The sequence below is a fragment of the Saccharopolyspora galaxeae genome, assembly GCF_016526145.1.
Classification (GTDB): domain Bacteria; phylum Actinomycetota; class Actinomycetes; order Mycobacteriales; family Pseudonocardiaceae; genus Saccharopolyspora_C; species Saccharopolyspora_C galaxeae.
In genome coordinates this window covers 120973-147214 of sequence record NZ_JADDUE010000013.1, presented here as the reverse complement: position 1 = coordinate 147214, position 26242 = coordinate 120973, and the positions used below count along the sequence as shown (strand labels likewise).

Sequence of the window (26242 nt, the reverse complement as noted above, 5' to 3'; positions counted from 1 at the left end):
CACCGAAGTCGCCGACATCATCGCCGAAGCCCTCCAACCCGACCTCACCACCGAGACCACCACCGCACTCCGCGGCCGCGTCGAAGCACTCGCCAACGCACAACCCCTCTACCCGAACCTGAACGGGGGTTTCTGATGACGCCGCGCACCCCCGGCGCCGAGTTGCCCGAACACCCGGACCGGCTCTGGCGATCCCCGGAGCCGAAGTCGTCGTACGACGTGGTGATCGTCGGAGGTGGCGGGCACGGCCTGGCCACGGCCTACTACCTCGCGGTCAACCACGGCATCACCAACGTCGCAGTGCTGGAGAGCGGTTGGCTGGCGGGCGGGAACATGGCCCGCAACACGACGATCATCCGCTCGAACTACCTGTGGGATGAGAGCGCGGGCCTGTACGAGCACGCCTTGAAGTTGTGGGAGGGGTTGGCGGACGAGCTCGACTATCCGCTGCTGTTCTCCCAGCGCGGTGTGCTGAACCTGGCGCACTCGCTGCAAGAGGTGCGCGACAGCGTGCGACGGGTCGAGGCGAACAAGCTCAACGGCATCGACGCGGAATGGCTGGATCCCGGGCAGGTGGCCGATGTCTGCCCGATCCTGAACACCTCGCAAGAGCTGCGGTACCCGGTGCTCGGTGCGACGTGGCAGCCGCGGGCGGGGATCGCCAAGCACGATCACGTCGCTTGGGGTTTCGCTCGCGCGCTGGATCGCATGGGGGTGGATCTGGTGCAGAACTGCCGGGTCACCGGGTTCGAGACGGTCGGTGATCGGGTGGTGGGCGTGGCGACCACGCGCGGGCCGATCCGGGCCGGGAAGGTCGCGCTGGCTGCGGCCGGGAGCACCTCGGTGCTGGCCGACGAGTTGGGGCTGCGGTTGCCGATCCAGAGCCATCCGTTGCAGGCATTGGTCTCGGAACTGCTGGAGCCGGTGCATCCGACGGTGGTCATGTCCAACGCGGTGCACGTCTACGTTTCGCAGGCGCACAAGGGAGAACTCGTCCTCGGTGCCGGTGTGGACGCCTACAACTCCTACGGGCAGCGGGGGTCGTTCCACACCATCGAGCGGGAGCTGACCGCGGCCGTGGAGCTGTTCCCGATGTTCGCGCGAGCGCACGTGCTGCGCACTTGGGCCGGAGTCGTGGACGTGACACCGGACGCCTCGGCGATCATGGGCCGCACGCCGTTCGACGGCCTGTACGTCAATTGTGGTTGGGGTACCGGCGGATTCAAGGCCACGCCCGGAGTGGGCTGGTGCTACGCCCACACGATCGCCCACGACGAACCGCATCCGCTCAACGCCCCGTTCAGCCTGGAGCGCTTCACCACGGGCGCGCTGGTCGACGAGCACGGCGCGGCGGGCGTCGCGCACTGAAGGGTCAGCACTGTGGTCTTCGATTTTTGCCTTGTCAGCGGCGGAGCCGCTGAGCAGCGACCACCTGAGCAGCCGGCACCGCCGCGCAGATCCTTCCAAAGAAACCTCGAAGGAGACTCACCATGTTGCTGATTCCTTGCCCGTGGTGCGGGCCGCGCAATGAGACCGAGTTCCACTACGGCGGCCAGTCGGGCGTGCAGTACCCGGTCGACCCGGGCGCAGTGTCCGATGTGGACTGGGCGCGTTTCCTGTTCTACCGCGACAATCCGAAGGGCGTGTTCGCCGAGCGCTGGTCGCACCAGGCCGGTTGCCGCCGATGGTTCACGGTGCGCCGGGACACCGCCACCAACGAGATCCACGCCGACGAGCCGAGGACGGTGACGAGGTGAGCAACGAGTACAGGCTTGCCGAGGGCGGCCGCATCGACCGCGGGCGCACCGTTCGCTTCCGTTTCGACGGCCGTGACTACGAAGGCTACGAAGACGACACGCTCGCCTCGGCCCTGCTGGCCAACGGCGTGCACCAGGTCGGTACCAGCATCCGCTACGGCCGACCGCGCGGGATCGTCGCCGCGGGCTCGGAAGAACCGAACGCGTTGGTGCAGATCGAAAAGCCGTTCCCGGAGCCGATGCTGCCCGCGACGACGGTCGAGCTGCGCGACGGGCTCGAAGCCATCGGGCTTCCCGGGCAGGGGCGACTGGCCACCGAGCCGGATCCCGCCCGCTACGACGCGATGCACGCCCAGTGCGACGTGCTCGTCGTCGGAGCCGGCCCCGCCGGCCTGTCGGCTGCGCTGAACGCGGCGCGCAGCGGGGCGCGGGTGATCATCGCGGACGCCGATGCGGAGTTCGGCGGCAGCCTGCTGGGAAACGGCGAAACCCTGGACAACGCTGCCGGAACCCGGTGGGTGCAGCGGGCGGTCGCGGAGCTCGACTCGTGCGAGGAGTTGCGAATGCTGCCGCGCACAACGGTGTTCGGTCACTACGACCAGAACTACTTGGTGGCCGTGGAGCACCGCGGCGACGACGCGCACAGCCGCCAGCGGATCTGGCGCATCCGCGCGGGAGAAGTGGTGCTGGCGACCGGTTCGCACGAGCGCCCGCTGGTGTTCGCGGGCAACGACCGTCCCGGCACGATGCTTGCCTCAGCGGCGCGGACGTACTTGCACCGGTACGGCGTGCTTCCGGGGCGGCGCGCGGTCGTGTTCACCACCAACGACAGCGCCTACGGGGCGGCCATCGACCTGCACGATGCCGGGGTCGAGATCGCCGCCATCGTCGACGCGCGGGAGGTCGTGTCGACCTACTGGGCTTCGTTGTGCATCGAGCGCGGAATCACCATCCGGCCGAGCGCCGCGGTGGTCGGAACATCCGGCAGCGAGCGGATTTCCAGCGTACATCTGACCAATGTGGACACCAGCGAGGACCGCCCGGCGCCCGTCCGGCAGGTCGTCGGTTGCGATCTGCTGCTGGCCTCCGGTGGATGGACGCCGGCCGTGCACCTGCACAGCCAATCCGGGGGAGAACTCCGCTACAGCCCGGAAATCGGTGCTTTCGTGCCCGAACAGGACGATCGCAGGGTGCGGTCGGCGGGTGCGGCGGCGGGCTCGTTCGCCACGGCCGACTGCCTGCACAGCGGTGCGCAAGCGGGTGTCGACGCGGCACGCGCCGCCGGTTTCGACGCGGAACCGGGCCGGGTTCCCGTCGCGAAGAATCCGCCCGTGCTGGCGGGCCGAGACGTGTGGTTGCTGCCGAGTCCGGCGGATTCCGAAGGGCACCACCAGTTCGTCGACCTCGCCCGGGACGCCACGGTCGCCGACATCCGCAAAGCCATCGGCGCCGGGATGGACTCGGTCGAGCACGTCAAGCGCTTCACCACGATCGGCACCGCGCACGACCAGGGCAAGACGTCGGGACCGCTGTCCACGGGGATCATCGCGGAGCTGCTCGGCAAGCGGTTCGCCGAAGTCGGGGCGACGACCTTCCGCGCTCCCTACACGCCGGTGACCTTCGCCGCGCTGGCCGGACGCGACAGAGGGGACCGCTACGACCCGATCCGCGTCACCGCCATGCACGACTGGCACGTCGAGCACAGCGCGCCCTTCGAGAACGTGGGGCAGTGGAAGCGCCCGTGGTACTACCCGCTGCCCGGGGAGCAGATGCAAACCGCGGTGCTGCGCGAATGCCGCGCGGTGCGCGGCGGTGTGGGCATCCAGGACGTGTCCACTTTGGGCAAGATCGACGTGCAGGGGCCGGATGCGACCGAATTCCTGGATCTCGTCTACACGAACAAGATGAGCACCCTCAAGGTCGGCCGCATCCGGTACGGGGTGATGTGCACCGCCGACGGCATGGTCTTCGACGACGGCACCGTCACGCGCACCGGCGAGCACCGGTACCTGATCAGCACCACGTCCGGGAACGCCGCAGGCGTGCTGGAGTGGCTGGAGGACTGGCTGCAGACCGAGTGGACCAACCTGCAGGTGCACCTGACCTCGGTCACCGAGCACTGGGCGACCATCGCGCTGGCCGGGCCGGATTCGCGGGCGGTGCTGAGCCGCGTGGCCTCGGGCATCGAGCTGGACAACGACAGCTTCCCGTTCATGTCCTGGCGGGACGGGATCGTCGCGGGCCGGCGGGCGCGGGTGTGCCGGATCAGCTTCTCCGGCGAGCTCGCTTTCGAGATCAACGTTCCGCGGTGGTACGGGCGCGAGGTGTGGGAAGCGCTCTACGACGCGGGCGAACCCTTCAAGATCACCCCGTACGGCACCGAGACCATGCACGTCCTGCGTGCGGAGAAGGGTTTTCCCATCGTCGGGCAGGACACCGACGGCACGGTCACTCCGCACGACCTCGGGATGAGCTGGGCGGTGTCGAAGAAGAAGGACGACTTCCTCGGCAAGCGGTCCTTCAGCCGCAGCGACACCGCGCGCACCGACCGCAAGCACCTCGTGGGGCTGCTGCCGAAGAATCCCGACCTGGTGCTGCCGGAGGGCGCTGCGCTGGTCGGCAGCGCCGAGCTGCCGGAACCTCCGGTCCCGATGCTCGGGCACGTCACCTCCAGCTACCGCAGTGCAGCGCTCCGGACAGGTTTCTCGTTGGCACTGGTGAAAGGCGGGCGGGACCGGATCGGCGCCACCATCTACAGCCTCGTGGGCAACCGGCTCGTTCCGCTCGAAGTAACCGAACCCGTGTTGTACGACAAGGAAGGAGCGCGTCGCGATGGCTGAGCCCTACGGCGAATCCCCGTTGTCCGCCCGTGCGGGTACGCTCGCCCGGCATTCCGCGCCGGACGCGGTCCGCATCGCCGAGATCCCGTTCACCGCGCAGGTCGATCTGCGCGTGGACCCGAAAGGCCTCGCGGGCGGGCGGATCGGCACCGCGATCGGTGCGATGCTGCCGAACTTGCCGGGCAGCGTGGTTCGGACCGGTGACCTGCTGGTGCTCTGGCTGGGACCGGACGAATGGTTGCTGCTGGGCCGCGAAGGCACCGCCGAGTCCATGCAGGACACCTTGAGCACGGCGCTGGGCGACGAGCACGGAGCGGTGGTCGACGTCTCGGCGAACCGGACGATCATCGAAGTGTCCGGGCCGAGCGCCCGCGAAGTGCTGAACAAGGGATGCGCGCTCGACCTGCATCCGCGCAGCTTCGGGCCGGACCGTTGCGCGCAGACGTTGCTGGCGCGCGCCGGAGTGATCCTGGTGTGCCGGGACGTGCAGCCGCCGAGCTACTGGCTGATCGTGCGCGCCTCGTTCGCCCGGTACGTCACCGACTGGCTGATCGACGCGGCCGCCGAGTACGTCGGGTGAACAACGAGCCGCCAAGGACTGCCCGATAAGGACCGAACCGGTCGACCCCGAATTGGAGATTGTCGTGACCGAAGTGCGTGGCGTTGTGGCGACCGGGAAGGGCAAGCCGGTCGAAGTCACCACGATCCATGTCCCCGATCCAGGACCCGGTGAGGCCGTCGTGCGCGTGCAGGCGTGCGGGGTCTGCCACACCGACCTGCATTACCGCGAAGGCGGCATCAACGACGAATTCCCGTTCCTGCTCGGGCACGAGGTCGCGGGCGTCGTCGACTCGGTCGGCGACGGCGTGCGGGACTTGGCGCCCGGCGACTTCGTCGTGCTCAACTGGCGCGCGGTGTGCGGTGTCTGCCGGGCTTGCCGCAGAGGCCGTCCGCAGTACTGCTTCGACACGCACAACGCGGCTGCGCCCATGACGCTCGCCGACGGCACGCCCCTTTCGCCCGCGCTGGGAATCGGCGGGTTCGCCGAGCGGACGCTCGTCCACTCCGGACAGTGCACCAAGGTCGCGCCGTCGGCGGAGCCCGCGGTGGTGGGTTTGCTGGGCTGCGGAGTGATGGCCGGGATCGGTGCGGCGGTCAACACCGGAAACGCCGGGCCCGGTGATTCGGTGGCGGTGATCGGCTGCGGCGGCGTCGGCGACGGCTCGATCGCCGGGGCTGCGATGGCGGGTGCTCGCCGGATCATCGCGGTGGACAAGGACCCGGTGAAGCTGGACTGGGCGCGCGAGTTCGGCGCGACGCACACCGTCAACGCAGCGGAGTCCGACACCGTGGAAGCCATCCGGGAACTCACCGGCGGCAACGGTGCCGACGTCGTAGTGGACGCGGTCGGAGTGCCGCAGACCTACACTCAAGCCTTCTACGCGCGCGACCTCGCGGGCACGGTCGTGCTGGTCGGCGTGCCTTCCCCGGAGATGCGGCTGGAACTGCCGCTGCTGGACGTGTTCGCCCGCGGCGGGGCGCTGAAGTCGAGCTGGTACGGGGACTGCCTGCCGGAACGGGACTTCCCGATGCTCGCGGAGTTGCACGAGCAGGGCAGGCTGCCGCTGGAGCGGTTCGTCACCGAGCGGATCGGGCTCGACGACGTGGAGTCGGCGTTCGAGAAGATGCACCGCGGCGAGGTGCTGCGTTCGGTGGTCACGTTCTGATGGGCGTGCGCATCGACCACACCACGACGACCGGGAAGTTCTGCCTGGACGGGGAGATCCACGAGGTCAGCAACAACGCGTGGGTCGTCGGCGACGAGCGCGAATGCGTGGTCATCGATGCCCCGCACGACGTCGACCGGATCCGTGAGCTGGTGGCGGACCGCGCGGTGCGCGCGGTGCTGGCCACGCACGCCCACGATGATCACGTTCGTTGCGCACCGGACCTCGCCGAGGCCGTCGGAGCGGCGGTTTTCCTGCACCCGCACGATCTTCCGGTCTGGCGGCTGACCCACCCCTACCAGGTCCCCGATCACCGGCTCGCCGACCGCCAGCAGCTCGGCGTGGGGCGGGCGGCGTTGCAAGTCCTCCACACACCGGGACATTCGCCCGGTTCGGTCTGCCTGTACTGCCCGGACCTGGGTGTGGTGTTCACCGGGGACACGTTGTTCGCGGGCGGTCCGGGCGCCACCGGCCGGTCGTTCTCCGACTTCGGGGCGATCACCGCCTCGATCCGGGACCGGCTGCTGCCGCTGCCGGAACGGACCCGCGTGCACCCCGGGCACGGCGCGAGCACGACCATCGGCGAGGTCAGAGAGCACTTCGACGAGTGGGTCGCGCGCGGCTACTGAGCCGGGAACCGCGGGGATGCTGCCGGCTAGGTTCTGTTGAGGAGGCGGCGTCGGCCGCTTGCGGTGCCCGAGGACTCGGCCCGACCACCGGCGGGGTTCTCGGGCGTCTTCTGGCGAGGACAGCGGCACTACGTCAGGAGGAGATCCCGGAGCCGTCAGCCGCCCGGGGTTCCGCTGCCCGACCACCTACGCGAACCGCTTCCCGAACACTCCTCAGTCCCCGGATGCCGCGTTGGACGGTGCCGGGGCGGTGGCCGCCGCCTGGCGCGGGTTCGTGCCGGTGAGCAGCAACAACAGCGCGCTTGCCGCAGCCAGGCAGCTCATCAGGACGAATCCGCTGGTGAACGTGCCGGTGCGGTCGACGACGAAGCCCATGATGGACGGCGCGATGATGCCCGCGAGGGCGAACGCCGCGTCGACGAACCCGGCCGCGCTGGCCGGTCGGCCGGGCGCGGCGTCGATGGCGGCGACGAACCAGATGCCTGCGGTGATGAAGCCGCAGCCGACGCCGATCGAGATGAAGATCAGCGCGACGGTCAGGCTCGAGGTGGTCAGCACGGGGATCAGCGCGGCGCCCGCGGCCAGCATCGCGCAGCCGATGATCGTCAAGCGGGTGCGGGGGTTGCCGGTGCGCGCGTAGCGGCGGTCGACCAGCACGCCGCCCAGCAGCGCGCCGAGCACACCGGCCGCCCACGGCGCGATGGAGAAGGCGCCGACGCTTTCGATGCTCAGCCCGTGCGTGCGCTGGAAGTACTCGGGCAGCCAGAACATGAAGCCCCAGAACATGAAGCCCCAGGAGAAGAAGCCGATAGCGACGAGCCAGAGGTTCCAGTTCGCCAGCAGGCCGCCCTGGTTCGCAACGCGCGGGAGTGCGTCGGAGGTGTTGCCCCGCCCGCCGGCGATGTGGGCGCGTTCGCGGTCACCTGCGTACGGGCTCTGGCCGGGAGTGTTGCGCAGCAGCCAGAAGGCGAGCAACGCCCATACCACGCCGACGCAGCCCATCACCCAGAACATGCCGCGCCAGCCGGTCAGGCCGATCAGCTGCGTCAGCAGCGGACCGCCGATCAGCAGGCTGCCGGACACCGCGACCCCGCCGATCAGGGACAGGGCGAGGCCCTGCTCGCGCGGCGGGAGCCAGCTGCTGACCAACCTGGTCGCGCCGGGCAGCGCGGGCGCCTCGCCGACGCCGAGGACCATGCGGATCAGCAGCAGTCCGGCGAACCCGCCCGCCAGCGGGATCAGCGCGGTGGCCAGCGAGAACAGCACGATGGCCGTCAGCAGCACGCGGCGCGGGCCGAACCGGTCCACCAGGAACCCCGACAGGAACGTGAACACCATGTACCCGACCGCGAACGCGCTGGAGATCGCGCCGTACTGGGTGGTGCTGATGCCGAACTCGTCCTGCAGCGGGCGGACCGCGAACGACACCGCGCTGCGGTCGATGTAGTTGATGACGATCAGCGAGACGACCAGTCCGATCGTGATCCAGCGAAAACGGGTGGTGGGCATGTTGTCGTCCCTCGGTCGTCAGTCGGTGAGCTGGTCGGTGAGCGTGCTGACCGCGGGCAGGTCGGCCAGGCCGTAGGTGAGTTCGGTGATCCGCTCGGCGCGCCGGCCGGTGACCGCGCGGGCGGCGTTGCGGCGGAACTTCGTGGCGAGTTCTTCCGCCGAGAGCGGATTGCCGTCGCCACCGCGGTTGTGCGTGACGCGCTCGGTGAGTTCGGTTCCGTCGCGCAGCCGTGCGCGCAGCACCGCCGGGAATTGGTGCGGGAAGATCTCGTCGCACTCCGCGTCGGGGACGCAGGTGACCTTCGCGGCGAGCGCGAGTCGTTCCGGATCGGCGGCCGCGGCGTCGGTGAAGTCCTCGTGGAAAAGCCCTAGCCCGCCGCCGCCGAGCAACGCCGCCGCAACGGTGTAGGGGCCGGAGAAAGCGGCGTGGTAGCCGGATTTCGGGGCGGTTTTCTCCTCGCGCGGTTCGCCGATGGTGCGCAGGACCGCGGTCGGCGCGCCCAATTCGATGCTTTCGATCTCGTCCGGCGCCACGCCCCGCGCCCGCAACCGCAGCGCGGCGTCGACTCCGGCGTGGGTGAAGTGATTGCAGGGATACGGTTTGAAGAAGATGCCGGGCATTTCCCAGTGCTCGCCGAGTCCGTCGAGCAGCGCGTCGAGGTCGGCCTGGTCGCCGCAGAAGGCTTGCAGCAGGCCGAACCTGCCTTCCAGCACGGTCGGCGGACCGGTGATCCCGGTGCGTGCGAGGCCCGCTGCGGTCACCGCCGAATGCGCGGCCCAGCCGCAGTGCACCCGTTTGACCGTGCCGCCGGTGCGGTTCGCCTCCAGTAGCCCGGAACCCATGCTGGCCGCGACGCCGAGCGCGTCCGCGATGCCCTCTGCGTCCACATCGGACAACATCGCGGCGGCCGCGGCGCCACCGAGCGCGCCGCAGATGGCGGTGGCGTGCAGTCCCCGCTCGAAGAACACCGAGTTGCCCAATTCCCGGTCGTAGCCCGCCATTCCGACCCGGACGGTGATCTCGACACCGACGCCGACGGCGTCGAGCAGCTGCGCTCCGCTCGCCCCGCGCGACTCGGCGACGGCCAGCGCGGCGGGAACGACCGACGCGGAAGGGTGCAGCACCGACGGCAGGTGGGTGTCGTCGAAGTCGAGCGAGTGCGCCAGCGTTCCGTTCAGCAGCGCGGCGCTCGGCTCCGGCAGCCGCCCGCCGCCGATCGCACTCGCGCGGCCCTGCCCGCCCCACTCACGGACCAGCGTTCCGACCGCGGCCGCCGGTGCTTCGGAGGTGGCGGCGAGGCTGTTGCCCAGCACGTCCAGCACCCTGCGGGCGGAGTCGTCGCGCAGCCGCTCGGGAAGTCCTCGCGCGCGCACCGAGGCCGCGAACTCGGCGAGGCGCTGAACCGGCGTCGTCATGCGCTCACCGCCGCCAGCGGGCGGATGGGCGAGCCGGTGCCGCCGGTGATGCGCAGCGGAGCGAGCAGGAACGCGAACTCCGCGATGCCCTGCTCTGCGAGGGATTCGAGGTTCAGGTGCTCCATGATGAAGATCCCGGACTCCACCAGCAGAACCCGGTGCACCGGAAGCAGCGAGTGCCCGGCACCCGCGGGGATCTGCTCGTAGGCGGTGGTGTCTGCGCCGGTGGCGACGATCCCGCGTGCGGCGAGCCACTGCGCCGCCTGTTCCGTCGCCCCGGGAACTCCCGTTTCCTTGCCCAGGTAAGCGGTCTGGTCGGTGAAGTTGCGCGCCCAGCCGGTGCGGATCAGCGCGACGTCGCCTCCGGCCGGCTCGACGTCCGCGCGCCGCGCGGCCGTCGCCAAATCCTCGGCGGTGACGCCATATCCGGCCGGCAGCGTCGGGACGTCGTGCACGGCGGCGACGTCGAGCAGCACGCCGCGCCGCAGCAGGCCCGGCAGGTTCTCGGCTCCGTGCGCGGAGAACGCGCCGCCCTGCTGGGCTTCGGCCGCGTCGATCCCGCCGTGCAGCTCACCGCGATGGCTCACGTGCGAGAGCGCGTCGATGTGGGTGCCGACGTGCCCGCCGGTGACGATGATCTCGTTGGCCGCGGAGCCGCCGTCGGCCCGCCGCATGTCGCCGTGGCGGCGGTTGAGCGTCATCCGGAACCCGGGATGGTTCGGTGAGCACGGCATCCCGGTGAAGAACGGCTGGCCGAGCTCGATCAGCCGGACTCCGCCCGCGATCGCCGCCAGCAGCGGGTCCTCGGTGGTCGTCATGGGGCGTGCCCTTCGTCGTTGTTCGTGTGTTCGGCGCTGTGGCGGTCTTGCCGGGCGGTCCCGTCCCGCTGGTCGGTCTGTACTTTGTGGACGGATTCGGCGTCGTTGCCGGTGCGCCTGCTGGTCCCTTCGCCGGTGATCGAAAGCAGCCACCTGGCCTGCTCGACGACCGCCGCGTCGACGAAACGTCCGGAGTGGTCGATCCACGCGGCTTCGTCGGTCACGCGCAGCGCGTCCACGAGGGACCGAGCTCGCGCGACTTCGTCCGGATCGGGTGCGCACGCTTCGTGCACCACGGGAATCTGCGCCGGATGCAGCACCGAACGCCCGAAGAATCCGGCTTTCCGGCCCGCTTCGGTGTCGGCGCGCAGGCCGTCCAGATCGCGGACGGCTGTCCACGCGCTCTGCACCGGGCTCGGCAACCCGGCCGCACGTGCCGCGACGACGATGCGCGAGCGCGGCCAGGTGAGCGACTCGACGCCGGGAACCCGCAGGTCCGCGGCGAGGTCGGCCTCGCCGAGCGAAATCCCCGCCACCAGCGGATGCGCGGTGGCCAGCGCGTATGCGTGCTCCACGCCGAACGCGGACTCCACCACGGGATGCACGGCCACGCCGAGCGCGTCGGCCACCCGGCCCAGCTCGCCGGGGTCCTCGCACTTGGGCACCCGCACGCCCGCGAGCGCGCCCGGAGCGGCCGCCAGCGCCTCGACGTCGGCCCGTCCCTGCGAACCGTCCGTGGCGTTGATCCGAACGTGCGCGCGGTGCCCGTCGGCGAGTGTGGCCAGCACCGCTCGGCGTGCCTCGTCTTTGGCCGCGGGGGCGACGGCGTCCTCCAGGTCGAGGATCACCTCGTCGGCGTCCGAGGCGAGTGCTTTGCCGATGCGCTCCGGCCGGTCACCCGGCACGTAGAGCCAGCTGCGCGCGGGTCTCATCGGATCACGCCCTTGTCCCGCAGCTCGTCCAGCGCCGCGCCGGTGACGTCGTAGCGTGCGAGCACTTCCTCGGTGTGCGCGCCGATGGGCGGACCGGTCGAGCTGATCTGACCCGGGGTTTCCGACAGCCGGAACAGCACGTTCTGCATCCGCACCGGCCCGAGCTCGTCGTCGGGCAGCGTCGCGATCGTGCCGAGCGCTTCGTACTGCGGGTCCTGCACGATGTCGGCCGCGGTGTAGATCGGGGCGATCGCGGCTTGCGCCTGCTCGAACGCCTCGATCACCTCCGCGCGATCGCGTTCGGCGATCCACGAGCCGACCGCTTCGTCGAGCTCGTCGGCGTGCTGCGCGCGCTCGGCCCCGCTCGCGAACCACGGCTGCTCGGCCAGATCCGGCCTGCCGACCAGCCGCACGACCCGTTCGGCGATCGACTGGGCGCTGGTGGAGATCGCGACCCAGCCGCCGTCGCGGGTCCGGTAGGTGTTGCGCGGCGCGTTGTTGTTGGAGCGGTTGCCGGTGCGTTCCTGCAGGACGCCGAGCTGGTCGTAGGCGATGATCTGCGGGCCCAGCAGGGTGAGGATCGGCTCGATGATCGCGAGGTCGACTACCTGGCCGCTGCCGGTGTGCTCGCGGGCGCGCAGCGCCGTGAGCACCGCGAACGAGGTGGCCAGTGCGGCGATCCCGTCGGCGAGGCCGAACGGCGGCAGCGTCGGCGGGCCGTCCGGCTCGCCGGTGATCGCGGCGAACCCGCTCATCGCCTCGGCCAGCGTCCCGAAGCCCGGTCGCTTCGCGTACGGCCCGGTCTGCCCGAAACCGGTCACGCGGGCCAGCACGATGCCCGGGTTGATCCGGCGCAGTTCCTCGTAGCCGAGCCCCCAGCGCTCCAGCGTTCCGGGACGGAAGTTCTCGATCACGACGTCGGCGTCGGCGACCATCCGGCGGAAGATCTCCTGCCCCTCCGGGGAACCGAGGTACAGCGTCATCGCCTGCTTGCCGCGGCCGAGCATCTTCCACCACAACCCGACGCCGTCGCGCTGCGCGCCGTGCCCGCGCACCGGATCGCCGTTCGGGTGCTCGATCTTGATGACCTCCGCGCCGTAGTCGGCGAGCATCGTGGCGGCCAGCGGCCCGGCGAACAGCGTCGCCGTGTCGAGAACGCGAATCCCGGAGAGCGCATCCGCCATCGGCGCACCTGCCTTTCTGAGAGCCAATTTCGGGTCTGCGAGCGGCGAATCGGGCTCGATGCCGAGTGTTTCCCTGATGGGAACAAAGAGCGGCTTGCTTTCCGGTGGCGCTCTTGCCGCACAGGGACAAGCTCGCGCCGATCGCGCTGCAAGTCAAGAGCGGTCGACCGTTGACGCCGGTTCACCTGCGGTGTCAGGCTGCCCGCCAAGCGGTTCCCATTGTTTCTTCCAGGGGAACGACGGGAGGTCGAGGCGCATGGACGATCGGGTGGACGTCGTGATCGCGGGTGCGGGCGGCGGGCTGGCGGGCGCGCTGCGCGCGGCCGAGCACGGGCTGAGCGTGCTCGTGGTGGAGGCCGACGAGCACTTCCGCCGCGGCAACAACACCTCGATGTCCACGGCGATGTTCCCCGCAGCCGGATCGCGGTGGCAGGCCGGAGCCGGTGTGCAGGACTCCCCGGAACGGTTCCTCGCCGACATCGCGGCCAAGACCGGCGGCCTGGCCGAACCCCGCCTCGCGCGCACGCTGGCCGCGGTCAGCGCGGAACTCGTCGAATGGCTCGCCGACGTCGTGGGGTTACCGCTGTCGCTGGTCACCGACTTCACCTATCCCGGCCACGCGGTGCCGCGCTGCCACTCGGTACCGGGACGTCACGGCTCGGCGGTGATCGACCACTTGGCGCGCGCGGCCGCCGGGCACTCCGATGTGGACATGCTCGTTCCCGCGCGGCTGGTCGACGTGCGGACCGAGGGCGGGCGGGTCCGCGCGGCGGTGGTGCGCTATCCGGACGGCGCCGAGGAGGAGATTCCGACGCGCGCGATCCTGTTGGCCACCAACGGTTTCGGCGCGGACCCGGAGCTCGTGCGGCGGCACCTGCCGGAGATCGCGGATGCGCTGTACCGGGGCGGTGACCACTCGCGGGGCGATGCGCTCCGGATCGGCGAGAAGCTCGGCGCCGCGACCGGCTACCTCGACGCCTACCAGGGCCACAGCGCGGTCGCCGCGGGCGCGGGCACGCTCGTCGGCTGGGCCACGGTCGTGCAAGGCGCAATCCTGGTCGACAGCACCGGGCAGCGGTTCGGCGACGAGCTGCGCGGCTACTCCGAGTTCGCCGCGGAACTGGCCGCCCGGCCCGGCGGAACCGGCTGGATCGTGCTGGACGAGGCGGTTTTCCAGCGGTGCCAGGTCTTTCAGGACTTCCGCGACACGGTCGACTCGGGCGTCGTGGTGCGGTCCGGGGACGCGGCGGGACTCGCCCGCGCGACCGGCCTGCCGGAACGCGAGCTGACCGGAGAACTGGCGAACACCGCGAAGTACGCGCGCGGCGAGCGGGCCGATCCGTTCGGCCGCACCAACTGGGATCACGCGCTGGTTCCCGAGTACGCGGCGGTGCGCGTGGTGCCCGCGCTGTTCCACACCCAAGGCGGGCTGCTGGTCGACGAGCACGCCGCGGTCGTCGACCGGCACGACCGGCCGATTCCCGGGCTGTACGCGGCCGGGGGAGCGGCAGCGGGGATCTCCGGGCACGGCGCGGCGGGCTATCTCGCGGGAAACGGCCTGCTACCCGCGTTCGGACTGTCCTATTTGGCCGCGACGACATCGCCCGTCGCCGGGCGGCCCGACCGCAACAGGCTCAGTGAGGAGCACGAATGGCGACAACCGAACTACTGGTCACCGACGTCCGGGTGGTGCGCCCGGAGGACCCCGACGACGACCGGCCCGACCTGGTCGACATCGCGGTCAACGACGGCAAGATCGTTCGCATCGCGCCGGGTCTGGCGCGCGACGATGTCGCACGGGTCGTCGAGGGGCGGGGGCTGCTGGCGTTTCCTGGCGTGGTCGACGCGCACCAGCACTGGGGCATCTACAACGACCTCGCCACCGACACCGGCTCGGAGAGCAGGGCGAGTGCCCAAGGCGGGGTCACCACGGCGCTGACCTACATGCGCACCGGGCAGTACTACCTGAACAAAGGCGGCAGCTACCGGGAATTCTTCCCCGAAGTGCTCTCGGCCGCCGAAGGCAACGCGCACGTGGACTACGCCTTCCACCTGGCGCCGATGATGGCCCGGCACATCGAGGAAATCCCATACCTGGTCGAGGAACACGGCGTCACGTCGTTCAAGATCTTCATGTTCTACGGCAGCCACGGCCTGCACGGGCGCTCGGGCAGCCAGAGCGACTTCCTGATGATTCCGCCCGAAGAGCGCTACGACCTCGCGCACTTCGAGTTCGTGATGCGCGGTGTGCAGCGAGCCCGCGAGGTCTTCACCGAGTACGCGCCGTACCTGTCGCTGTCGCTGCACTGCGAGACAGCGGAGATCATGACGGCGTACACCGAGCTGGTGGAGCAGGAGGGCGAGCTGTCCGGCCTGCGCGCCTACAGCGCCTCCCGCCCGCCGCACTCCGAAGGGCTCGCGGTCACCATCGCGTCCTACCTGGCGCACGAGACCGGGCTGGCGAACATCAACCTGCTGCACCTTTCCTCGGAAAAAGCGCTGGACGCGGCGCTGCGGATGGCGCGGACGTTCCCGCACGTGGATTTCCGCCGCGAGGTCACCGTCGGGCACCTGCTGGCCGATGTGGACACTGCGAGCGGCATCGGTGGCAAGGTGAATCCGCCGCTGCGCGAGCGGGAGGACCTCGAGGCGCTGTGGGGCCACGTGCTCGCCGGTGAGGTGGACTGGATCGTCAGCGACCACGCCTGTTGCCGCGACGAGATGAAGTTCGGCGCCGAGCGCGACGACGTCTTCCTCGCCAAATCGGGCTTCGGCGGCGCGGAGTACCTGCTGCCCGGCCTGGTCGGCGAGGGCGCAAAGCGGGGCCTGTCACCGCAGCGGATCGCGAAGCTGACGGCGCAGAACCCGGCGCAGCGGTACGGATTGCTGCACAAGGGAACGCTGGCGGAGGGCTACGACGCCGATTTCGCCCTCGTGGACCCGAATGCGTCGTGGACGGTGCGGGCTGCCGAGTCGGAGTCCACTCAGGAGTACACGCCGTTCGAAGGTTTCCCGATGTCGGCGAAGATCACCGACACCTTCGTGCGCGGCCACCACGTGTTCGCAGGCGGCAAGCTGCAGGACGAGCCGGTCGGCAGGTACCTTCGGCGCGGGCGCTGAAGCGGCTCAGCGCCCGCTCGCGGCGGGCGGAACCGCCCAGTTCCGGGCGATCTCCGCGGTGGCCGCGCGCACGAGCTCGCGGTAGCGCTCGATCTTGTCCGGGCTGAAGCGGTGCTCGGGACCGCAGACGCTGATCGCGCCGTGCACCTCGCCGTCCGGGCCGATCAGCGGCGCCGCGACCGACCCGGCACCCACCTGTCGCTCACCGAGCGACACCGCGACACCGTCCTCGGCGATCGCGGCCAGCTCGTCGCGCAGCGCCGCCCGGTCGGTCACGGTCCGCTCGGTGAGCGCGCCGAGCTCGCCGGAGAGCACCGCCGCACGCCGGTCCTCCGGCAGGTGCGCCAGAATCGCCTTGCCCGACGACCCGGCGTGCAGCGGGAACCGCCTGCCCGCCTCGACGGTCATCTTGATCTCGGCGCCGCTCTCGAACTGGTCGAGGTAGACCCGCTCGTCGCCGACCAGCCCGGACAGCGTCGTGGTCTCACCGGTCTCGTCGCGCAGTCGCCGCAGCACGGGCGCCGCGGCCGTGCGGGCGTCGGAGCGCCGCAGCGCGCTCGCCCCGAGCGCCACCGCGGCCGGGCCCAGCCGGTAACCGTCGGGGTCGGTCACCAGGACTTCGCGCGAGACCAGCGATTGCAGGATGCGGTAGACGACGGCTTTGGAGATGCCGAGTTCCCGGCCGATCGTGCTGACGCCGAGGTAGGTCCGGCCGCCGGTGAACAGCAGCAGCACGTCGGCGACCCGTGCGGCCGCCTCGGTGCCGGTGTTCACGGGCCCGGTGCTCATGGCTGCGGTGTTGTTCGGTGGCACGGCCAGCGTTTCTGTCAGGGGAACCGGATTCCGCCAGTATTCCAGCATGAAACGGGCTCGGATGTCGCGGGTTCTCGAAGGTCGTCGCACGATCCGTTCCGCTCGCCGGTAGCACGGACCGGGTCGGCGCTCCGGCCGGACGGCGCCGCTGTCGCCGACCGCGCCGGAGCCACCCGCGCGGACGGATCAGGTGGTGAGGACCATGCGGAACCGCGCCTCGTTGTTGATCATCTTCGCGTAGGCGTCCGGTGCCTGCTCCAGCGGCATGGTCTCGATCATCGACTGGACCCCGGTCAGCCTGCTGAACCGCAGCGTGTCCTCGGAATCCTTCGAGGTCCCGGAAGGATGGCCGACGACCGCGGCACCCGGCATGATCAACGAAGGTGCCTGCACCTGCAGCGGGTCGCTCGGCGCCCCGAGCACCAGCAACTGGCCCCGCGGCGCGAGCCCGGGCACGAGCGCGCTGACCGCCGCCCCGCTCGCAGCGGTGGCCAGCACGACCTGCGCGCCGCCGAGCGCGGCCAACTCCTCGGCCGGATCGGTGGCTTCGCTGTCGATGTGCCGGTGCGCGCCGAGCTGCCGGGCGAGGTCGGCCTTGCCGGTGCCGCGGGAGATCGCCACGACCTCCATGCCCATCCGCGCGGCGAACTGGATGCCCAGGTGCCCGAGCCCGCCGACGCCGAGCACGGCGACGCGGTCACCGGGACGGGCCGTGCTCTCGCGCAGCGCGTGGTAGGTCGTCACGCCCGCGCACAGCAGCGGCGCGGCCTCGACCGCGGACAGCTCCTCCGGTATCCGGGCCAGTGCGTCGGCGGAGACCACGACGTTGTCGGCGTAGCCGCCGTCGAAGGTGATGCCGGGGATCTTCCCGTTCGCGCAGGTGATGAAGTCGCCCCGGCGGCAGGAATCGCAGTGCAGGCAGGACCCGCCGAACCAGCCGATCCCCACCCGGTCGCCGCGCTGCCACGGACCGGTCACCGCGGGGCCGAGCTCGTCGATGATCCCCACGATCTCGTGACCGGGAATGATCGGGTACGGGGTGATGGGCAGCGCGCCTTCCTTGGCCCACATGTCGCTGTGGCAGACCCCGCAGGCTTGCACGCGCACCCGGACCTGGTCGTCGCGGACTTCGGGAACGTCGCGCTCGACGAGTTCCAGCGGACCTCCCGGTTCGGAGACCTGCACGGCTCGCATGATTGCTCCTCGTTCTTCGTCGTCGGTGTTCGCCCGGCCTCGTTCGCCCGGCCTCCTTGACTCGGCCTCGTCGGCCCGGCCTCCCGGGCACGGCTCCCCGCGGAGGCGTGCAACGTCCCGCGCCCGGGAGGCGGGTCCTGCTTCCGCTCAGGCCAGGGGAGCGGTCAGTTCCAGGTGGATCCCGTCGGGATCGCTGAACGACAGGATCGACAGGCCCGAGTCCGGCAGGTCGATGACCTCCCCGTGCGGGATCTCCGCCGCGGCGAGCCGCTGGCGGGCGGTCACCAGGTCCTCCCGTGCTTCGACCTGGAAGCTGACGTGGTCCAGGCCGGTTTGCGCGGAATCGAACCGTTGTCCCGCGGGTGCCACCGGGCGCAGTCCGAACAGCTCTCCCGACGGGGTTCGGTACACGGTTCCGCCGTAGAACTGCTCCGGCGAGTCGTGCACGCCGGGCTCACCGGCCCGGTCCGATGCGTCGATCACCACCGGCCAGCCGAAAACGTGCTCGTAGAACGCCTTCGACCGCTCGATGTCGGTGACGGTCAAGCGCGCGTGGGCGATTCCGGAACTGCTGATCAAACTCAACGGCTGCGGTCTCCAATCCCTTGCGGGGGACGGTCACACGGTCGCGCGCAGCGTGACCTCGATGTTGCCGCGGGTCGCCTTGGAGTAGGGGCACACCTGGTGTGCGCCGTGCATCAGGTCGTCGGCCGTCTGCTGGTCCAGGCCCGGGAAGTGCCCGGTCAGCGTCGCGGTCACGCCGAAGCTGGTGTCGTCCGGGCCGATGCCGACCTCGGCGTCGATCGTCGCGTCGTCCGGGACCGCGGTGCCCTTGTCCTTGGCGGCCAGCCGCATCGCGCCGTGGAAGCAGGTGGCGTAGGCCGCGGCGAACAGCTGCTCGGGGTTGGTGCCCTCGCCGTTGCCGCCCATCGCCGACGGCATCCGCACCGGCGCGTCGATCCGGCCGTCCGACGAGCGCACCTGCCCGTCCCGGCCGCCGCCGCTGGAAGTGGCCGTCGCGGTGTAAACAATGCTCATGGTCGTCCTCCTGCGAAATGCGGGTACTGCCGGGCACCGGCGTCGATGAGCCGTCGCGGCTGCTCGCTCGTGCAGCGCGCCGGTCCGCCGATCCACGGCCTAACTTGTGCTCCAGGAACTGGTGCTCCAGGTGATCGCACACTATGTGTCGGCCTGCCTGCACGCAACCACTCATGCCCGCACGGCCATCGGTCGCTCGTGCTCAGGGGTTGCCGGTGCGGGCGGCGACCACACCTCATGAGGCACCAAGGCCTGGGAGTCCAGGACATTGAGCTCCGGCCCCGCGAGGTCTAGCGTCGGGGGAATGACGACCTCGCAGGAACCGCGGCCCGCCGAGCCGGAGAACCCGGAGGGCCTGCAGCTGGACAACCAGCTGTGCTTCGCGCTCTACGCCGCCTCGCGGGCCGTCACCGAGCTGTACCGGCCGCTGCTCAACGAGCTCGGGGTGACGTATCCGCAGTACCTCGTGCTGCTGGTGCTGTGGGAACGCGACACCCGCCCGGTCAAGGATCTGACCGAGACGCTGCAGCTGGACTACGGAACCGTGTCACCGCTGCTGAAGCGGCTCGAAGCGCACGGGCTGGTCGAGCGGCGCCGCGCCAGCGACAACGAATCGCGGGTGCTGGTGAGCCTGACCGACGCCGGGTACGAACTGCGCTCGCGGCTCACCGGTGTCCCGCACGCCCTGCAGTGCGCCCTCGACCGCTTCGACGCGGAGGCGAACCGCGAACTGCTCGGCACCCTGCGCGAACTCACCGCCACCGCCCAGGCGGCGAGCCCGCTGACGACCGCGACGGTCGCGGGGCACGAGGCCGGCGAGTCCGACGAGTAGCTCGCGAGCTTCGCCGTGCGCCGTGATCGCTCGGCACCCGAGGTGAATCAGGTCACCGGATCACCCCGGCGCTTGACCATGCCGCGACGGCACGGTTTCGACTGGCATCGCCTCGGCGGATCGCGCCGGCGGCGACGTCTTCAGCGGCGCCTACGCGGAAATGAGGTGACGGTCGGTGGCCTGGAGCACCCGTGAACTCGCCGAGCTCGCCGGTACGAGCTTGCGGGCGGTGCGGCACTACCACGAGGTCGGCCTGCTGACCGAGCCGGAGCGGCGCGCCAACGGCTACAAGCAGTACGGCGTCGCCCACCTGGTCCGGCTGTTGCGGATCAAGCGCTTGGTCGATCTAGGGTTCTCGCTGTCGCAGATCGCAGCCATGGGAGACACCGACGAGCACCCCGAGGACGCGCTGCGCACGCTCGACGCCGAACTCGCCGCGACCATCGAGCGGCTGCAACGGGCGCGGGTCGAACTCGGCGTCATCCTGCGCCGCTCGGCGCCAGCCGACCTGCCGCCCGAGTTCGCCCCGGCCACCGGGCTCTCCGATGCCGACCGCGGCTTCGTCACCGTCATGACCCGGGTGCTCGGACCCGGATACCTGCAGACCTACGCGGACATGCTGCAGGACCTGCCCGACGACCCCACGGACGCCGAGTTCAACGAGCTGCCCGCCGACGCCGACGAACCGACCCGCATCGCCTTGGCCGAGCGCTTGGTCCCATACTTCCGCGAGCTACTGGCGAAGCACCCCGGCTTGGCCGAATCGCATTCCGACGCCCCGCACGGCCCGCAGTTCGTCGAGGAAACGATGGTCAAGGCCGTCGACGACCTCTACAACCCCGCCCAGGCCGACGTTTTGCGGCGCGCCCTGATCGGGCTCGGCAGCAAGGGGCAAGCCGACTCCGGCTGATCCGCGCGGTCGGACGACATGTGCCGGGCCCGGGACGACGGCTCGACGAGTCGCCCCCGTTGTCCATCGATGGGGATGCCGCTGCTCAACGGGATGCGCCCGCAGCAGCTTCCCCTCGGAGCGCGACGTTGCTGCAGGCCTGACGTCCCGGCACGAAGCAGGTGGTTCCCCGGCTGGTCGCGCGCACCCGCTGGGCGCCTTCGCGCGCATCCGCCACTCGCGGGTGGTCCGGAGCGGATCAACCGGGTTCGACGGCTGGGCTCCGGTGCCTGGCCTGGTCGATGAAGAACAGCATGATGGCCGCGAAGCACACCGCGCCGACCAGGAACGAGAACTGCAGCGACCCGCTCACGTCCGAGACCGCGCCTTGCACGGCCGGAATGATCGCGCCGCCCACGATCGCCATGACGAGGACGGCCCCACCGGTCTCCTGGTAGCGCTTGTCCTCGATGGTGTCCAGCGTGCGTCCGAAGATCGTGGGCCAGCACGGGCCCATGAGCAGGTTCGTGAGCACCACGCCCCAAACCGCCCAACCCACCGGGCCGAACGAGACGGCGGTCAGCACGACGGCGCCGATCGCTCCGTACGCGATCAGCACGTGCGAGGCGGAAAACCGGCTCATGAGGAAGTTCGCCGGGAACTTGCCGATGAAGAACGCGATGAAGCCGAAGATCATGTAGTCGGTGGCGCCGTGCTCGTTGAGCCCCGGCATCGTCTCCAGCGCCAGCCGGATCGTGAACGACCACACCGCGGTCTGCAGGCCGACGTACAAGAACTGCGCGGCGATGCCCTTCAGGAACATCGCATTGGTCGAGAGGTACTTCAGCGTCTCGCCGATCGAGGCTTGCGCCTTCTTCGACGCGGCCTCCGCGCTGGGGCGGCACCGCGGGTACTGGGTGATCGCGAACAGCACGAGCAGCACCACGAGCACGGCGAGGATGTACTTGTACGGCAACAGGGTCTGGCCCAGCAGCCGGTCTACGAGCTCTTGGCGTTCGGCGCCCTGCACGGACCGGATCTGCTGCTCGAGCGAGGCGGTGTCGTCGAAGACGAGGTACTTGCCCAGGATGATGCCCGCCAGGTTGCCCAGCGGCGTGAAGGTCTGGCTGATGTTGAGCCGCAGCGTCGAGGTCCGGCGCGGACCGAGCATCGAGCTGTAGGTGTTGGCCGAGGTCTCCAGGAAGCTCAGTCCCACCGCGATGGCGAAGATGGCCACCAGGAACATGCTGTAGGTGGCCATCTGCGATGCGGGGAAGAACAGCCAGCAGCCCACGATGTAGAGCGCCAGCCCGGCCATCACCGCGGCTTTGTACGAGGTGTGCTTGATGAACCGCGATGCGGGGATCGCGATCAGGAAATACCCGCCGTAGAACGCGCTCTGCACGAACGCCGCCGCGGCGTCGCTGAGCGTGAACACCGACTTGAACTGCGCGATGAGGACGTCGTTGAGCCCGGCGGCCGCGCCCCACATCGGGAACAGCAACGACAGCAGGATGAACTGGAAGTACGGGGTGCGGTCCAGATAGCCGTCGTCGAGCGAGCTGTCGAGCTCGCGTGCACTGCTTTTGATCAGCATGAACGTGGGTCCTCCTCGCGCAGCGGGCCGCATCATGCCACGAACAGGTAGAGACCAAAATGCTGGATTTCCGCGGACGACGGGCAGTGATCGCGCGTATCGCTGTGTGCTCGGACTCGCGGTGTTCCTCGCGAACCGGAGGCTGGATTGTCCTCCTGAACCGGATGGCTGGGTTGGCCTCGCGAGCCGGATTGCTCGGTGTTCCGCGAGCCGGAAGCCCGGCGGGGGTGGCGAGTTCGCGCGCTGATCGACGATCATCCGGCTGTGGATTCATTCGACGCATACAGCGGAACCAGCGAACCGCAGCCGGACGTGCCGAACGCGGCGCGGATCTACGACTACGACCTCGGCGGCAACCACAACTTCGCCGTCGACCGAGCCGAGGCCGAGCGGATCCACGAGGTCGTGGGTTCGGGCCCGTACGTGGCGCGGGACAACCGCGGGTTCCTGCACCGGGCCGTGCGGTTCGCGCTGGAACGCGGCATCGACCAGTTCCTCGACCTGGGCTCGGGGATTCCCACGGTCGGCAACGTGCACGAGATCGCGCACCGCGGGAACCCGGCCGCTCAGGTGGTGTACGTGGACAACGAGCCCATCGCGGTCGCCCACACCCGGCAATTGCTGTCCGCGTGGGGCCTGCAGGACCGCGTCGCCCTGGTCGACGCCGATGTCCGCGATCCCGACGCGATCCTGTCCGCACCGGCGGTGCAGCGGCTCGACTTCTCCCGGCCCGTGGCGTTGCTGATGGTGGCGGTGCTGCACTACGTCGGCCACGAGCACGACCTCGCGTCGCTGGTCGGGCGCTACACGCGCGACCTCGCTCCGGGCAGCGTCGTGGCCGTCAGCCACGTCACCGCCGACGGGCAGGAGGAGCGGGCGGCCCGGATCACCGAGATGCTGGCGCGGACCACCACGCCGGCGACTTTCCGCGGTCATGACGAACTCGCCGGCCTGTTCTCCGCGCTCGATCTCGATCTCGTCGATCCGGGCATCGTGTGGGCTTCGCAGTGGCGTCCGGACAGCCCTGTCGAGCATCCCGAGCGGTCGCACTGCTGGACCGGTGTCGGTGCCGTGCGCTGATCCGCCCCGATTCGCTGCTGCGTCCGGGTCGTCCCGGGCGCGAAGGAGGCGCGCATGAGCCCGGTCCGCGAACGGATCGACGAGTTGCTGACGCGGGCCCGGCAGCGCGATCCCCGGCTGCGCGCCTACATCACGCTGTTGGACGAGCAGGCCCGGCAGCGCGCGGAAGAACTGGACGCCACCCCGGCGCACACGCGCGGACCGCTGCACGGCACGGCCGTGGCCTTGAAGGACAACATCGACGTCGCCGGAGTGCCGAGCACGGCGGGCTCACCGCACCACGGCCGGACCGCCTCCTGCGACGCCACGGTGGTCCGATTGCTGCGCGAAGCGGGCGCGGTGATCGTCGGCAAGAACAACATGACCGAGTTCGCCATGGGCGTCACCGGCCGCAACGACGCCTTCGGTGACTGCCGAAACGCGCTCGACGACCGCCGCATCTCGGGCGGCTCCAGCAGCGGATCGTCCGTCGCGGTCGCGGCGGGCATCGCGGACGCGGCGCTCGGGACCGACACCGGCGGTTCCGGCCGCGTGCCCGCCGCGGTGAACGAGGTGGTGGGTCTGCGGCCCACGCTGGGACGGATGTCGAATCGCGGCGTGCTGCCGGTGAGCCCGTCGTTCGACACGGTCACGCCGATCGCCCCGGACGTGCGCACCGCCGCGGCGATGCTCGCCGCGCTCGACCACCTGGACGGCGACGGCACTTCGGTCGAAGGCAGCCGCACCCCGGTCGAAACGGCGCTCGACGACGGCCTCGCCGATCTGCGGGTAGGTGTGGCGACGGGTTTCTTCGCCGACGGGCTGGATTCCGGAGTGCGGGAGGTGCTGGCCGCGGCGGTCGCCTCGTTGCGCGAGCACGGAGCGCGGGTGCGGTCGCAGGAAGTGCCGGACGCCGAGCACGCGCAGGACCGGATGCTGGAGATCCTGTATCCCGAGGCCGCCGCACTGCACCGCGACCGGCTGCGCGATGCGCCCGGGACGATCGATCCCGACGTGCTCCGGCGGTTGCGCCTCGGTGCGGGCATTTCCGCCGGGCGGTCCGAAAAGGCGCGGCGGTGGCGGCAGCGGTTCCGGCAGCGCGTGGACGAGGTGTTCGCTTCGCAGGACGTCATCTTGACGCCGACACTGCCGACCGATGTGCCCGCCCGCGATTCGGTGGATCTCGCGGCATCGACCCGCGAAATCGCGCGGTACACCTACGTCTGGTCGATGTACGGCGGTCCGTCGATCACGGTGCCCTGCGGCAGGCACCCGGAATCCGGGATGCCGGTGGGCTTGCAGCTGGCCGCCGCGCCTTGGCGGGAACACGTGCTGCTGCGCGCGGCGGCGGGGCTCGAGCGGATCACTGCATCGACGTCGGCATGAGCGCTGCCGGTAGGCGGGGAGCGCGCCCGGCGGCTCAGGGCTTGCGGGCGACGCCGCTGAGGAACACCTTGTCCATCTGGGTCAGCGGGGCGGTCCGCGGGCCTTCCGGCCACCACTCGTGCAGCATCACCAGCCCGGGATCGACCAGCTCGAGCCCGTCCAGGAAGGCCGCGATCTCGGCGCGGTTGCGGAACCGGCCGGTGCCCGTGGTGCTGCCGGTCAACCGCTGCTGCATCTCCTTGGCGAAAGCGCTGTCCTCCGGCGATCCTCCGCCGTGTCCCAGAAGTGCCACATGGCGACGTAGGAGCCGGATGGCAACGCGTCCCGATAGGCCCGCATGATCTCGCCGGGGTTCTCGTCGTCGGCGAGGTGGTGCATCGTGCCGCTCTGCAGCAATGCGCAGGGGCGGTCGAAGTCGATGTGGCGGGTGACCTCGGGGTGTGCGAGCAGCCGGTGCGGCTCGCGCAGGTCCGCTTCCACGACGGCTGATCATGCCTCGTCGCGAGGTTCGCCCGACGTCGAGCCGAGCTCGGTCGTCGAGGCCGGTCGCGTCGCAGCCGGAGGCGGGCTCGGCTAACACATGTGGCCCGCTTCACCGGCGCTCGGGCTTGAGTGTGCCGTTGCGGCACGGCTTCTCCTGGATCCACCACACCAACGGCCCGAGGGGGCAAGATCATGATCGACCAGCAGGAAACCCGCGAATCGCACCGCACCGAGCGGGCGCAGGCCAGCACACCGCAGACGCTGCTCGAGCAGATGGGCGGCCCGATGGGATTCGTCTACTCGACGCTGCCGGTCATCGTGTTCGTGGCGGCCAACGCGTTCCTGCCGCTGCCGGTGACGATCGGGATCTCGATCGCGGCCGGCGTAGCGCTGACCGGATTCCGGCTGCTGCGCGGGGAACGCTGGTCGTCCGCGGTCGGCGGGTTGCTGGGCCTGGCGGTCGCCGTCGGAGTCGTCGCGGCGACCGGCTCGGCGAAGGACTTCTTCGTCATCGGGATCTGGGCGGCGCTGGCGGGTTTCCTCGTCACCTTCGGTTCGGTGCTGGCGCGCCGGCCGCTGACCGGCGTGATCTGGAACGCGATGCACGGCGGTGAGCACGAGTGGCGCAGCGACAAGGGCGTGCTGCGCACGCACGACATCGCCACCGCCGCCGCGGCGCTGGTGTTCGGCGCCCGGTTCGTCGTGAAGGAATGGCTGTACCTGGCCGATTCCACGACCTGGCTGGCCGTGGCGAAGGTCGTGATGGGCACGCCGCTGACGGTGCTGGCCGCACTGGTCGTCGTCTGGTCGTTCCGGCGCACCACCAAGCGCCTCGTCGCGCAGCGGTGACCGTGCGGGTGCGCCACCCCGGCGCCGGAGCCGGGCGGCCTCCGGCTCCCCCGAAAACCCGTCCGCGGTGGGTGCTGACCCGTTCCGGACGCGAACCGACCTGCGACGACGGAGCTGAGCGGCGTCCGCCTCGCGCGCCTTTCCCAGTTTTGTGGCTGAATGTCGCCTGT

Annotated in this window: 25 protein-coding genes; 13 read left to right on the top strand and 12 right to left on the bottom strand. The window is 70.4% G+C overall.

Annotated elements, in window-relative coordinates; all coding sequences use genetic code 11:
• Nucleotides 1-135 precede the first annotated feature (135 nt).
• The 6 genes from INP57_RS25655 (at nucleotide 136) to INP57_RS25630 (ending at nucleotide 6953) form a co-directional block, all read left to right on the top strand.
• A complete protein-coding gene (locus INP57_RS25655; RefSeq protein ID WP_200072913.1) occupies nucleotides 136-1368 on the top strand; it encodes a sarcosine oxidase subunit beta family protein in 1233 nt (410 codons plus the stop codon).
• 122 nt (nucleotides 1369-1490) lie between these two features.
• Nucleotides 1491-1757, top strand: a complete 267-nt coding sequence (locus INP57_RS25650) for a sarcosine oxidase subunit delta (protein WP_200072912.1) — start codon at nucleotides 1491-1493, stop codon at nucleotides 1755-1757.
• A complete protein-coding gene (locus INP57_RS25645; RefSeq protein WP_307850277.1) occupies nucleotides 1754-4597 on the top strand; it encodes a 2Fe-2S iron-sulfur cluster-binding protein in 2844 nt (947 codons plus the stop codon). The genes INP57_RS25650 and INP57_RS25645 overlap by 4 nt, the downstream gene beginning before the upstream one ends.
• Nucleotides 4590-5177: a sarcosine oxidase subunit gamma gene (locus tag INP57_RS25640; RefSeq protein ID WP_200072910.1), complete on the top strand. Its 588-nt coding sequence runs from the start codon at nucleotides 4590-4592 to the stop codon at nucleotides 5175-5177. The genes INP57_RS25645 and INP57_RS25640 overlap by 8 nt, the downstream gene beginning before the upstream one ends.
• A 64-nt stretch (nucleotides 5178-5241) precedes the next feature.
• Nucleotides 5242-6324, top strand: coding sequence for an S-(hydroxymethyl)mycothiol dehydrogenase (locus INP57_RS25635; RefSeq protein ID WP_200072909.1), 1083 nt, complete (start codon nucleotides 5242-5244; stop codon nucleotides 6322-6324).
• Nucleotides 6324-6953 carry an MBL fold metallo-hydrolase gene (locus INP57_RS25630; RefSeq protein WP_200072908.1) on the top strand — a complete coding sequence of 210 codons (630 nt, stop codon included), beginning with the start codon at nucleotides 6324-6326 and terminating at the stop codon, nucleotides 6951-6953. The genes INP57_RS25635 and INP57_RS25630 overlap by 1 nt, the downstream gene beginning before the upstream one ends.
• A gap of 213 nt (nucleotides 6954-7166) precedes the next feature.
• On the opposite strand, the gene INP57_RS25625 is transcribed toward INP57_RS25630, so the two are convergent.
• Genes INP57_RS25625 through INP57_RS25605 form a run of 5 tightly spaced genes read right to left on the bottom strand, consistent with a single transcriptional unit; the run spans nucleotide 7167 to nucleotide 12812 of the window.
• Nucleotides 7167-8462, bottom strand: a complete 1296-nt coding sequence (locus INP57_RS25625; RefSeq protein ID WP_200072907.1) for an MFS transporter — start codon at nucleotides 8460-8462, stop codon at nucleotides 7167-7169.
• 18 nt (nucleotides 8463-8480) lie between these two features.
• Nucleotides 8481-9878, bottom strand: a complete 1398-nt coding sequence (locus INP57_RS25620) for an MmgE/PrpD family protein (protein WP_200072906.1) — start codon at nucleotides 9876-9878, stop codon at nucleotides 8481-8483.
• Nucleotides 9875-10696: a cyclase family protein gene (locus INP57_RS25615; protein WP_200072905.1), complete on the bottom strand. Its 822-nt coding sequence runs from the start codon at nucleotides 10694-10696 to the stop codon at nucleotides 9875-9877. The genes INP57_RS25620 and INP57_RS25615 overlap by 4 nt, the downstream gene beginning before the upstream one ends.
• Nucleotides 10693-11628, bottom strand: coding sequence for an HpcH/HpaI aldolase/citrate lyase family protein (locus INP57_RS25610; protein WP_200072904.1), 936 nt, complete (start codon nucleotides 11626-11628; stop codon nucleotides 10693-10695). Before INP57_RS25610 ends, INP57_RS25615 begins: the two co-directional genes overlap by 4 nt.
• Nucleotides 11625-12812: a CaiB/BaiF CoA transferase family protein gene (locus INP57_RS25605; protein WP_200072903.1), complete on the bottom strand. Its 1188-nt coding sequence runs from the start codon at nucleotides 12810-12812 to the stop codon at nucleotides 11625-11627. Before INP57_RS25605 ends, INP57_RS25610 begins: the two co-directional genes overlap by 4 nt.
• A gap of 256 nt (nucleotides 12813-13068) precedes the next feature.
• On the opposite strand from INP57_RS25605, the gene INP57_RS25600 reads away from it, so the two are divergent.
• Nucleotides 13069-14751 carry an FAD-dependent oxidoreductase gene (locus INP57_RS25600; protein ID WP_233628261.1) on the top strand — a complete coding sequence of 561 codons (1683 nt, stop codon included), beginning with the start codon at nucleotides 13069-13071 and terminating at the stop codon, nucleotides 14749-14751.
• A complete protein-coding gene (locus tag INP57_RS25595) occupies nucleotides 14649-15932 on the top strand; it encodes a dihydroorotase (protein ID WP_307850276.1) in 1284 nt (427 codons plus the stop codon). The genes INP57_RS25600 and INP57_RS25595 overlap by 103 nt, the downstream gene beginning before the upstream one ends.
• A gap of 6 nt (nucleotides 15933-15938) precedes the next feature.
• On the opposite strand, the gene INP57_RS25590 is transcribed toward INP57_RS25595, so the two are convergent.
• The 4 genes from INP57_RS25590 to INP57_RS25575 form a co-directional block, all read right to left on the bottom strand.
• Complete coding sequence (locus tag INP57_RS25590) at nucleotides 15939-16721, bottom strand: IclR family transcriptional regulator (RefSeq protein WP_200072901.1); 783 nt, start codon at nucleotides 16719-16721, stop codon at nucleotides 15939-15941.
• A 210-nt stretch (nucleotides 16722-16931) separates the two neighbouring features.
• Nucleotides 16932-17939, bottom strand: a complete 1008-nt coding sequence (locus INP57_RS25585) for an alcohol dehydrogenase (protein ID WP_200072900.1) — start codon at nucleotides 17937-17939, stop codon at nucleotides 16932-16934.
• A 147-nt stretch (nucleotides 17940-18086) separates the two neighbouring features.
• Entirely contained in the window at nucleotides 18087-18518 is a 432-nt protein-coding gene (locus INP57_RS25580) for a VOC family protein (RefSeq protein ID WP_255520966.1), read from the bottom strand.
• Between the two features lie 39 nt (nucleotides 18519-18557).
• Nucleotides 18558-18977: an organic hydroperoxide resistance protein gene (locus INP57_RS25575; RefSeq protein ID WP_200072898.1), complete on the bottom strand. Its 420-nt coding sequence runs from the start codon at nucleotides 18975-18977 to the stop codon at nucleotides 18558-18560.
• Between the two features lie 304 nt (nucleotides 18978-19281).
• On the opposite strand from INP57_RS25575, the gene INP57_RS25570 reads away from it, so the two are divergent.
• The gene (locus INP57_RS25570; protein ID WP_200072897.1) at nucleotides 19282-19809 is read left to right on the top strand and encodes a MarR family winged helix-turn-helix transcriptional regulator; all 528 of its coding nucleotides are present in this window, start codon (nucleotides 19282-19284) and stop codon (nucleotides 19807-19809) included.
• 175 nt (nucleotides 19810-19984) lie between these two features.
• A complete protein-coding gene (locus INP57_RS25565) occupies nucleotides 19985-20719 on the top strand; it encodes a helix-turn-helix domain-containing protein (RefSeq protein WP_200072896.1) in 735 nt (244 codons plus the stop codon).
• Between the two features lie 238 nt (nucleotides 20720-20957).
• Here INP57_RS25565 and fucP read toward each other — a convergent pair whose 3' ends face one another.
• The gene (gene fucP, locus INP57_RS25560; RefSeq protein WP_200072895.1) at nucleotides 20958-22295 is read right to left on the bottom strand and encodes an L-fucose:H+ symporter permease; all 1338 of its coding nucleotides are present in this window, start codon (nucleotides 22293-22295) and stop codon (nucleotides 20958-20960) included.
• Nucleotides 22296-22559: 264 nt separating this feature from the next.
• Between fucP and INP57_RS25555 the strand changes: the two genes are divergently transcribed.
• Nucleotides 22560-23375: an SAM-dependent methyltransferase gene (locus INP57_RS25555; RefSeq protein WP_200072894.1), complete on the top strand. Its 816-nt coding sequence runs from the start codon at nucleotides 22560-22562 to the stop codon at nucleotides 23373-23375.
• A 54-nt stretch (nucleotides 23376-23429) separates the two neighbouring features.
• Nucleotides 23430-24740 (top strand): amidase, encoded by a 1311-nt coding sequence (locus tag INP57_RS25550; protein WP_200072893.1) that lies wholly within the window; start codon nucleotides 23430-23432, stop codon nucleotides 24738-24740.
• Between the two features lie 34 nt (nucleotides 24741-24774).
• Here INP57_RS25550 and INP57_RS30150 read toward each other — a convergent pair whose 3' ends face one another.
• Together INP57_RS30150 and INP57_RS30145 are read right to left on the bottom strand one after the other, a co-directional pair.
• On the bottom strand, nucleotides 24775-24975 hold the full coding sequence (locus tag INP57_RS30150) for an SAM-dependent methyltransferase (RefSeq protein ID WP_255520958.1): 201 nt from the start codon (nucleotides 24973-24975) through the stop codon (nucleotides 24775-24777).
• Entirely contained in the window at nucleotides 24960-25220 is a 261-nt protein-coding gene (locus tag INP57_RS30145; protein ID WP_307850275.1) for an SAM-dependent methyltransferase, read from the bottom strand. The genes INP57_RS30150 and INP57_RS30145 overlap by 16 nt, the downstream gene beginning before the upstream one ends.
• A gap of 195 nt (nucleotides 25221-25415) precedes the next feature.
• Between INP57_RS30145 and INP57_RS25540 the strand changes: the two genes are divergently transcribed.
• Nucleotides 25416-26072, top strand: coding sequence for a DUF3159 domain-containing protein (locus INP57_RS25540; protein WP_200072892.1), 657 nt, complete (start codon nucleotides 25416-25418; stop codon nucleotides 26070-26072).
• Nucleotides 26073-26242: the final 170 nt, after the last annotated feature.

Excerpts from the sequence above, each read along its gene's own strand:
- INP57_RS25655 (WP_200072913.1), top strand. The coding sequence starts at position 136 with ATGACGCCGCGCACCCCCGGCGCCGAGTTGCCCGAACACCCGGACCGG.
- INP57_RS25650 (WP_200072912.1), top strand. The coding sequence starts at position 1,491 with ATGTTGCTGATTCCTTGCCCGTGGTGCGGGCCGCGCAATGAGACCGAG.
- INP57_RS25640 (WP_200072910.1), top strand. The coding sequence starts at position 4,590 with ATGGCTGAGCCCTACGGCGAATCCCCGTTGTCCGCCCGTGCGGGTACG.
- INP57_RS25630 (WP_200072908.1), top strand. The coding sequence starts at position 6,324 with ATGGGCGTGCGCATCGACCACACCACGACGACCGGGAAGTTCTGCCTG.
- INP57_RS25625 (WP_200072907.1), bottom strand. The coding sequence starts at position 8,462 with ATGCCCACCACCCGTTTTCGCTGGATCACGATCGGACTGGTCGTCTCG.
- INP57_RS25620 (WP_200072906.1), bottom strand. The coding sequence starts at position 9,878 with ATGACGACGCCGGTTCAGCGCCTCGCCGAGTTCGCGGCCTCGGTGCGC.
- INP57_RS25615 (WP_200072905.1), bottom strand. The coding sequence starts at position 10,696 with ATGACGACCACCGAGGACCCGCTGCTGGCGGCGATCGCGGGCGGAGTC.
- INP57_RS25610 (WP_200072904.1), bottom strand. The coding sequence starts at position 11,628 with ATGAGACCCGCGCGCAGCTGGCTCTACGTGCCGGGTGACCGGCCGGAG.
- INP57_RS25605 (WP_200072903.1), bottom strand. The coding sequence starts at position 12,812 with ATGGCGGATGCGCTCTCCGGGATTCGCGTTCTCGACACGGCGACGCTG.
- INP57_RS25600 (WP_233628261.1), top strand. The coding sequence starts at position 13,069 with ATGGACGATCGGGTGGACGTCGTGATCGCGGGTGCGGGCGGCGGGCTG.
- INP57_RS25590 (WP_200072901.1), bottom strand. The coding sequence starts at position 16,721 with ATGAGCACCGGGCCCGTGAACACCGGCACCGAGGCGGCCGCACGGGTC.
- INP57_RS25585 (WP_200072900.1), bottom strand. The coding sequence starts at position 17,939 with ATGCGAGCCGTGCAGGTCTCCGAACCGGGAGGTCCGCTGGAACTCGTC.
- INP57_RS25575 (WP_200072898.1), bottom strand. The coding sequence starts at position 18,977 with ATGAGCATTGTTTACACCGCGACGGCCACTTCCAGCGGCGGCGGCCGG.
- INP57_RS25570 (WP_200072897.1), top strand. The coding sequence starts at position 19,282 with ATGACGACCTCGCAGGAACCGCGGCCCGCCGAGCCGGAGAACCCGGAG.
- fucP (WP_200072895.1), bottom strand. The coding sequence starts at position 22,295 with ATGCTGATCAAAAGCAGTGCACGCGAGCTCGACAGCTCGCTCGACGAC.
- INP57_RS25550 (WP_200072893.1), top strand. The coding sequence starts at position 23,430 with ATGAGCCCGGTCCGCGAACGGATCGACGAGTTGCTGACGCGGGCCCGG.
- INP57_RS30150 (WP_255520958.1), bottom strand. The coding sequence starts at position 24,975 with ATGCAGCAGCGGTTGACCGGCAGCACCACGGGCACCGGCCGGTTCCGC.
- INP57_RS25540 (WP_200072892.1), top strand. The coding sequence starts at position 25,416 with ATGATCGACCAGCAGGAAACCCGCGAATCGCACCGCACCGAGCGGGCG.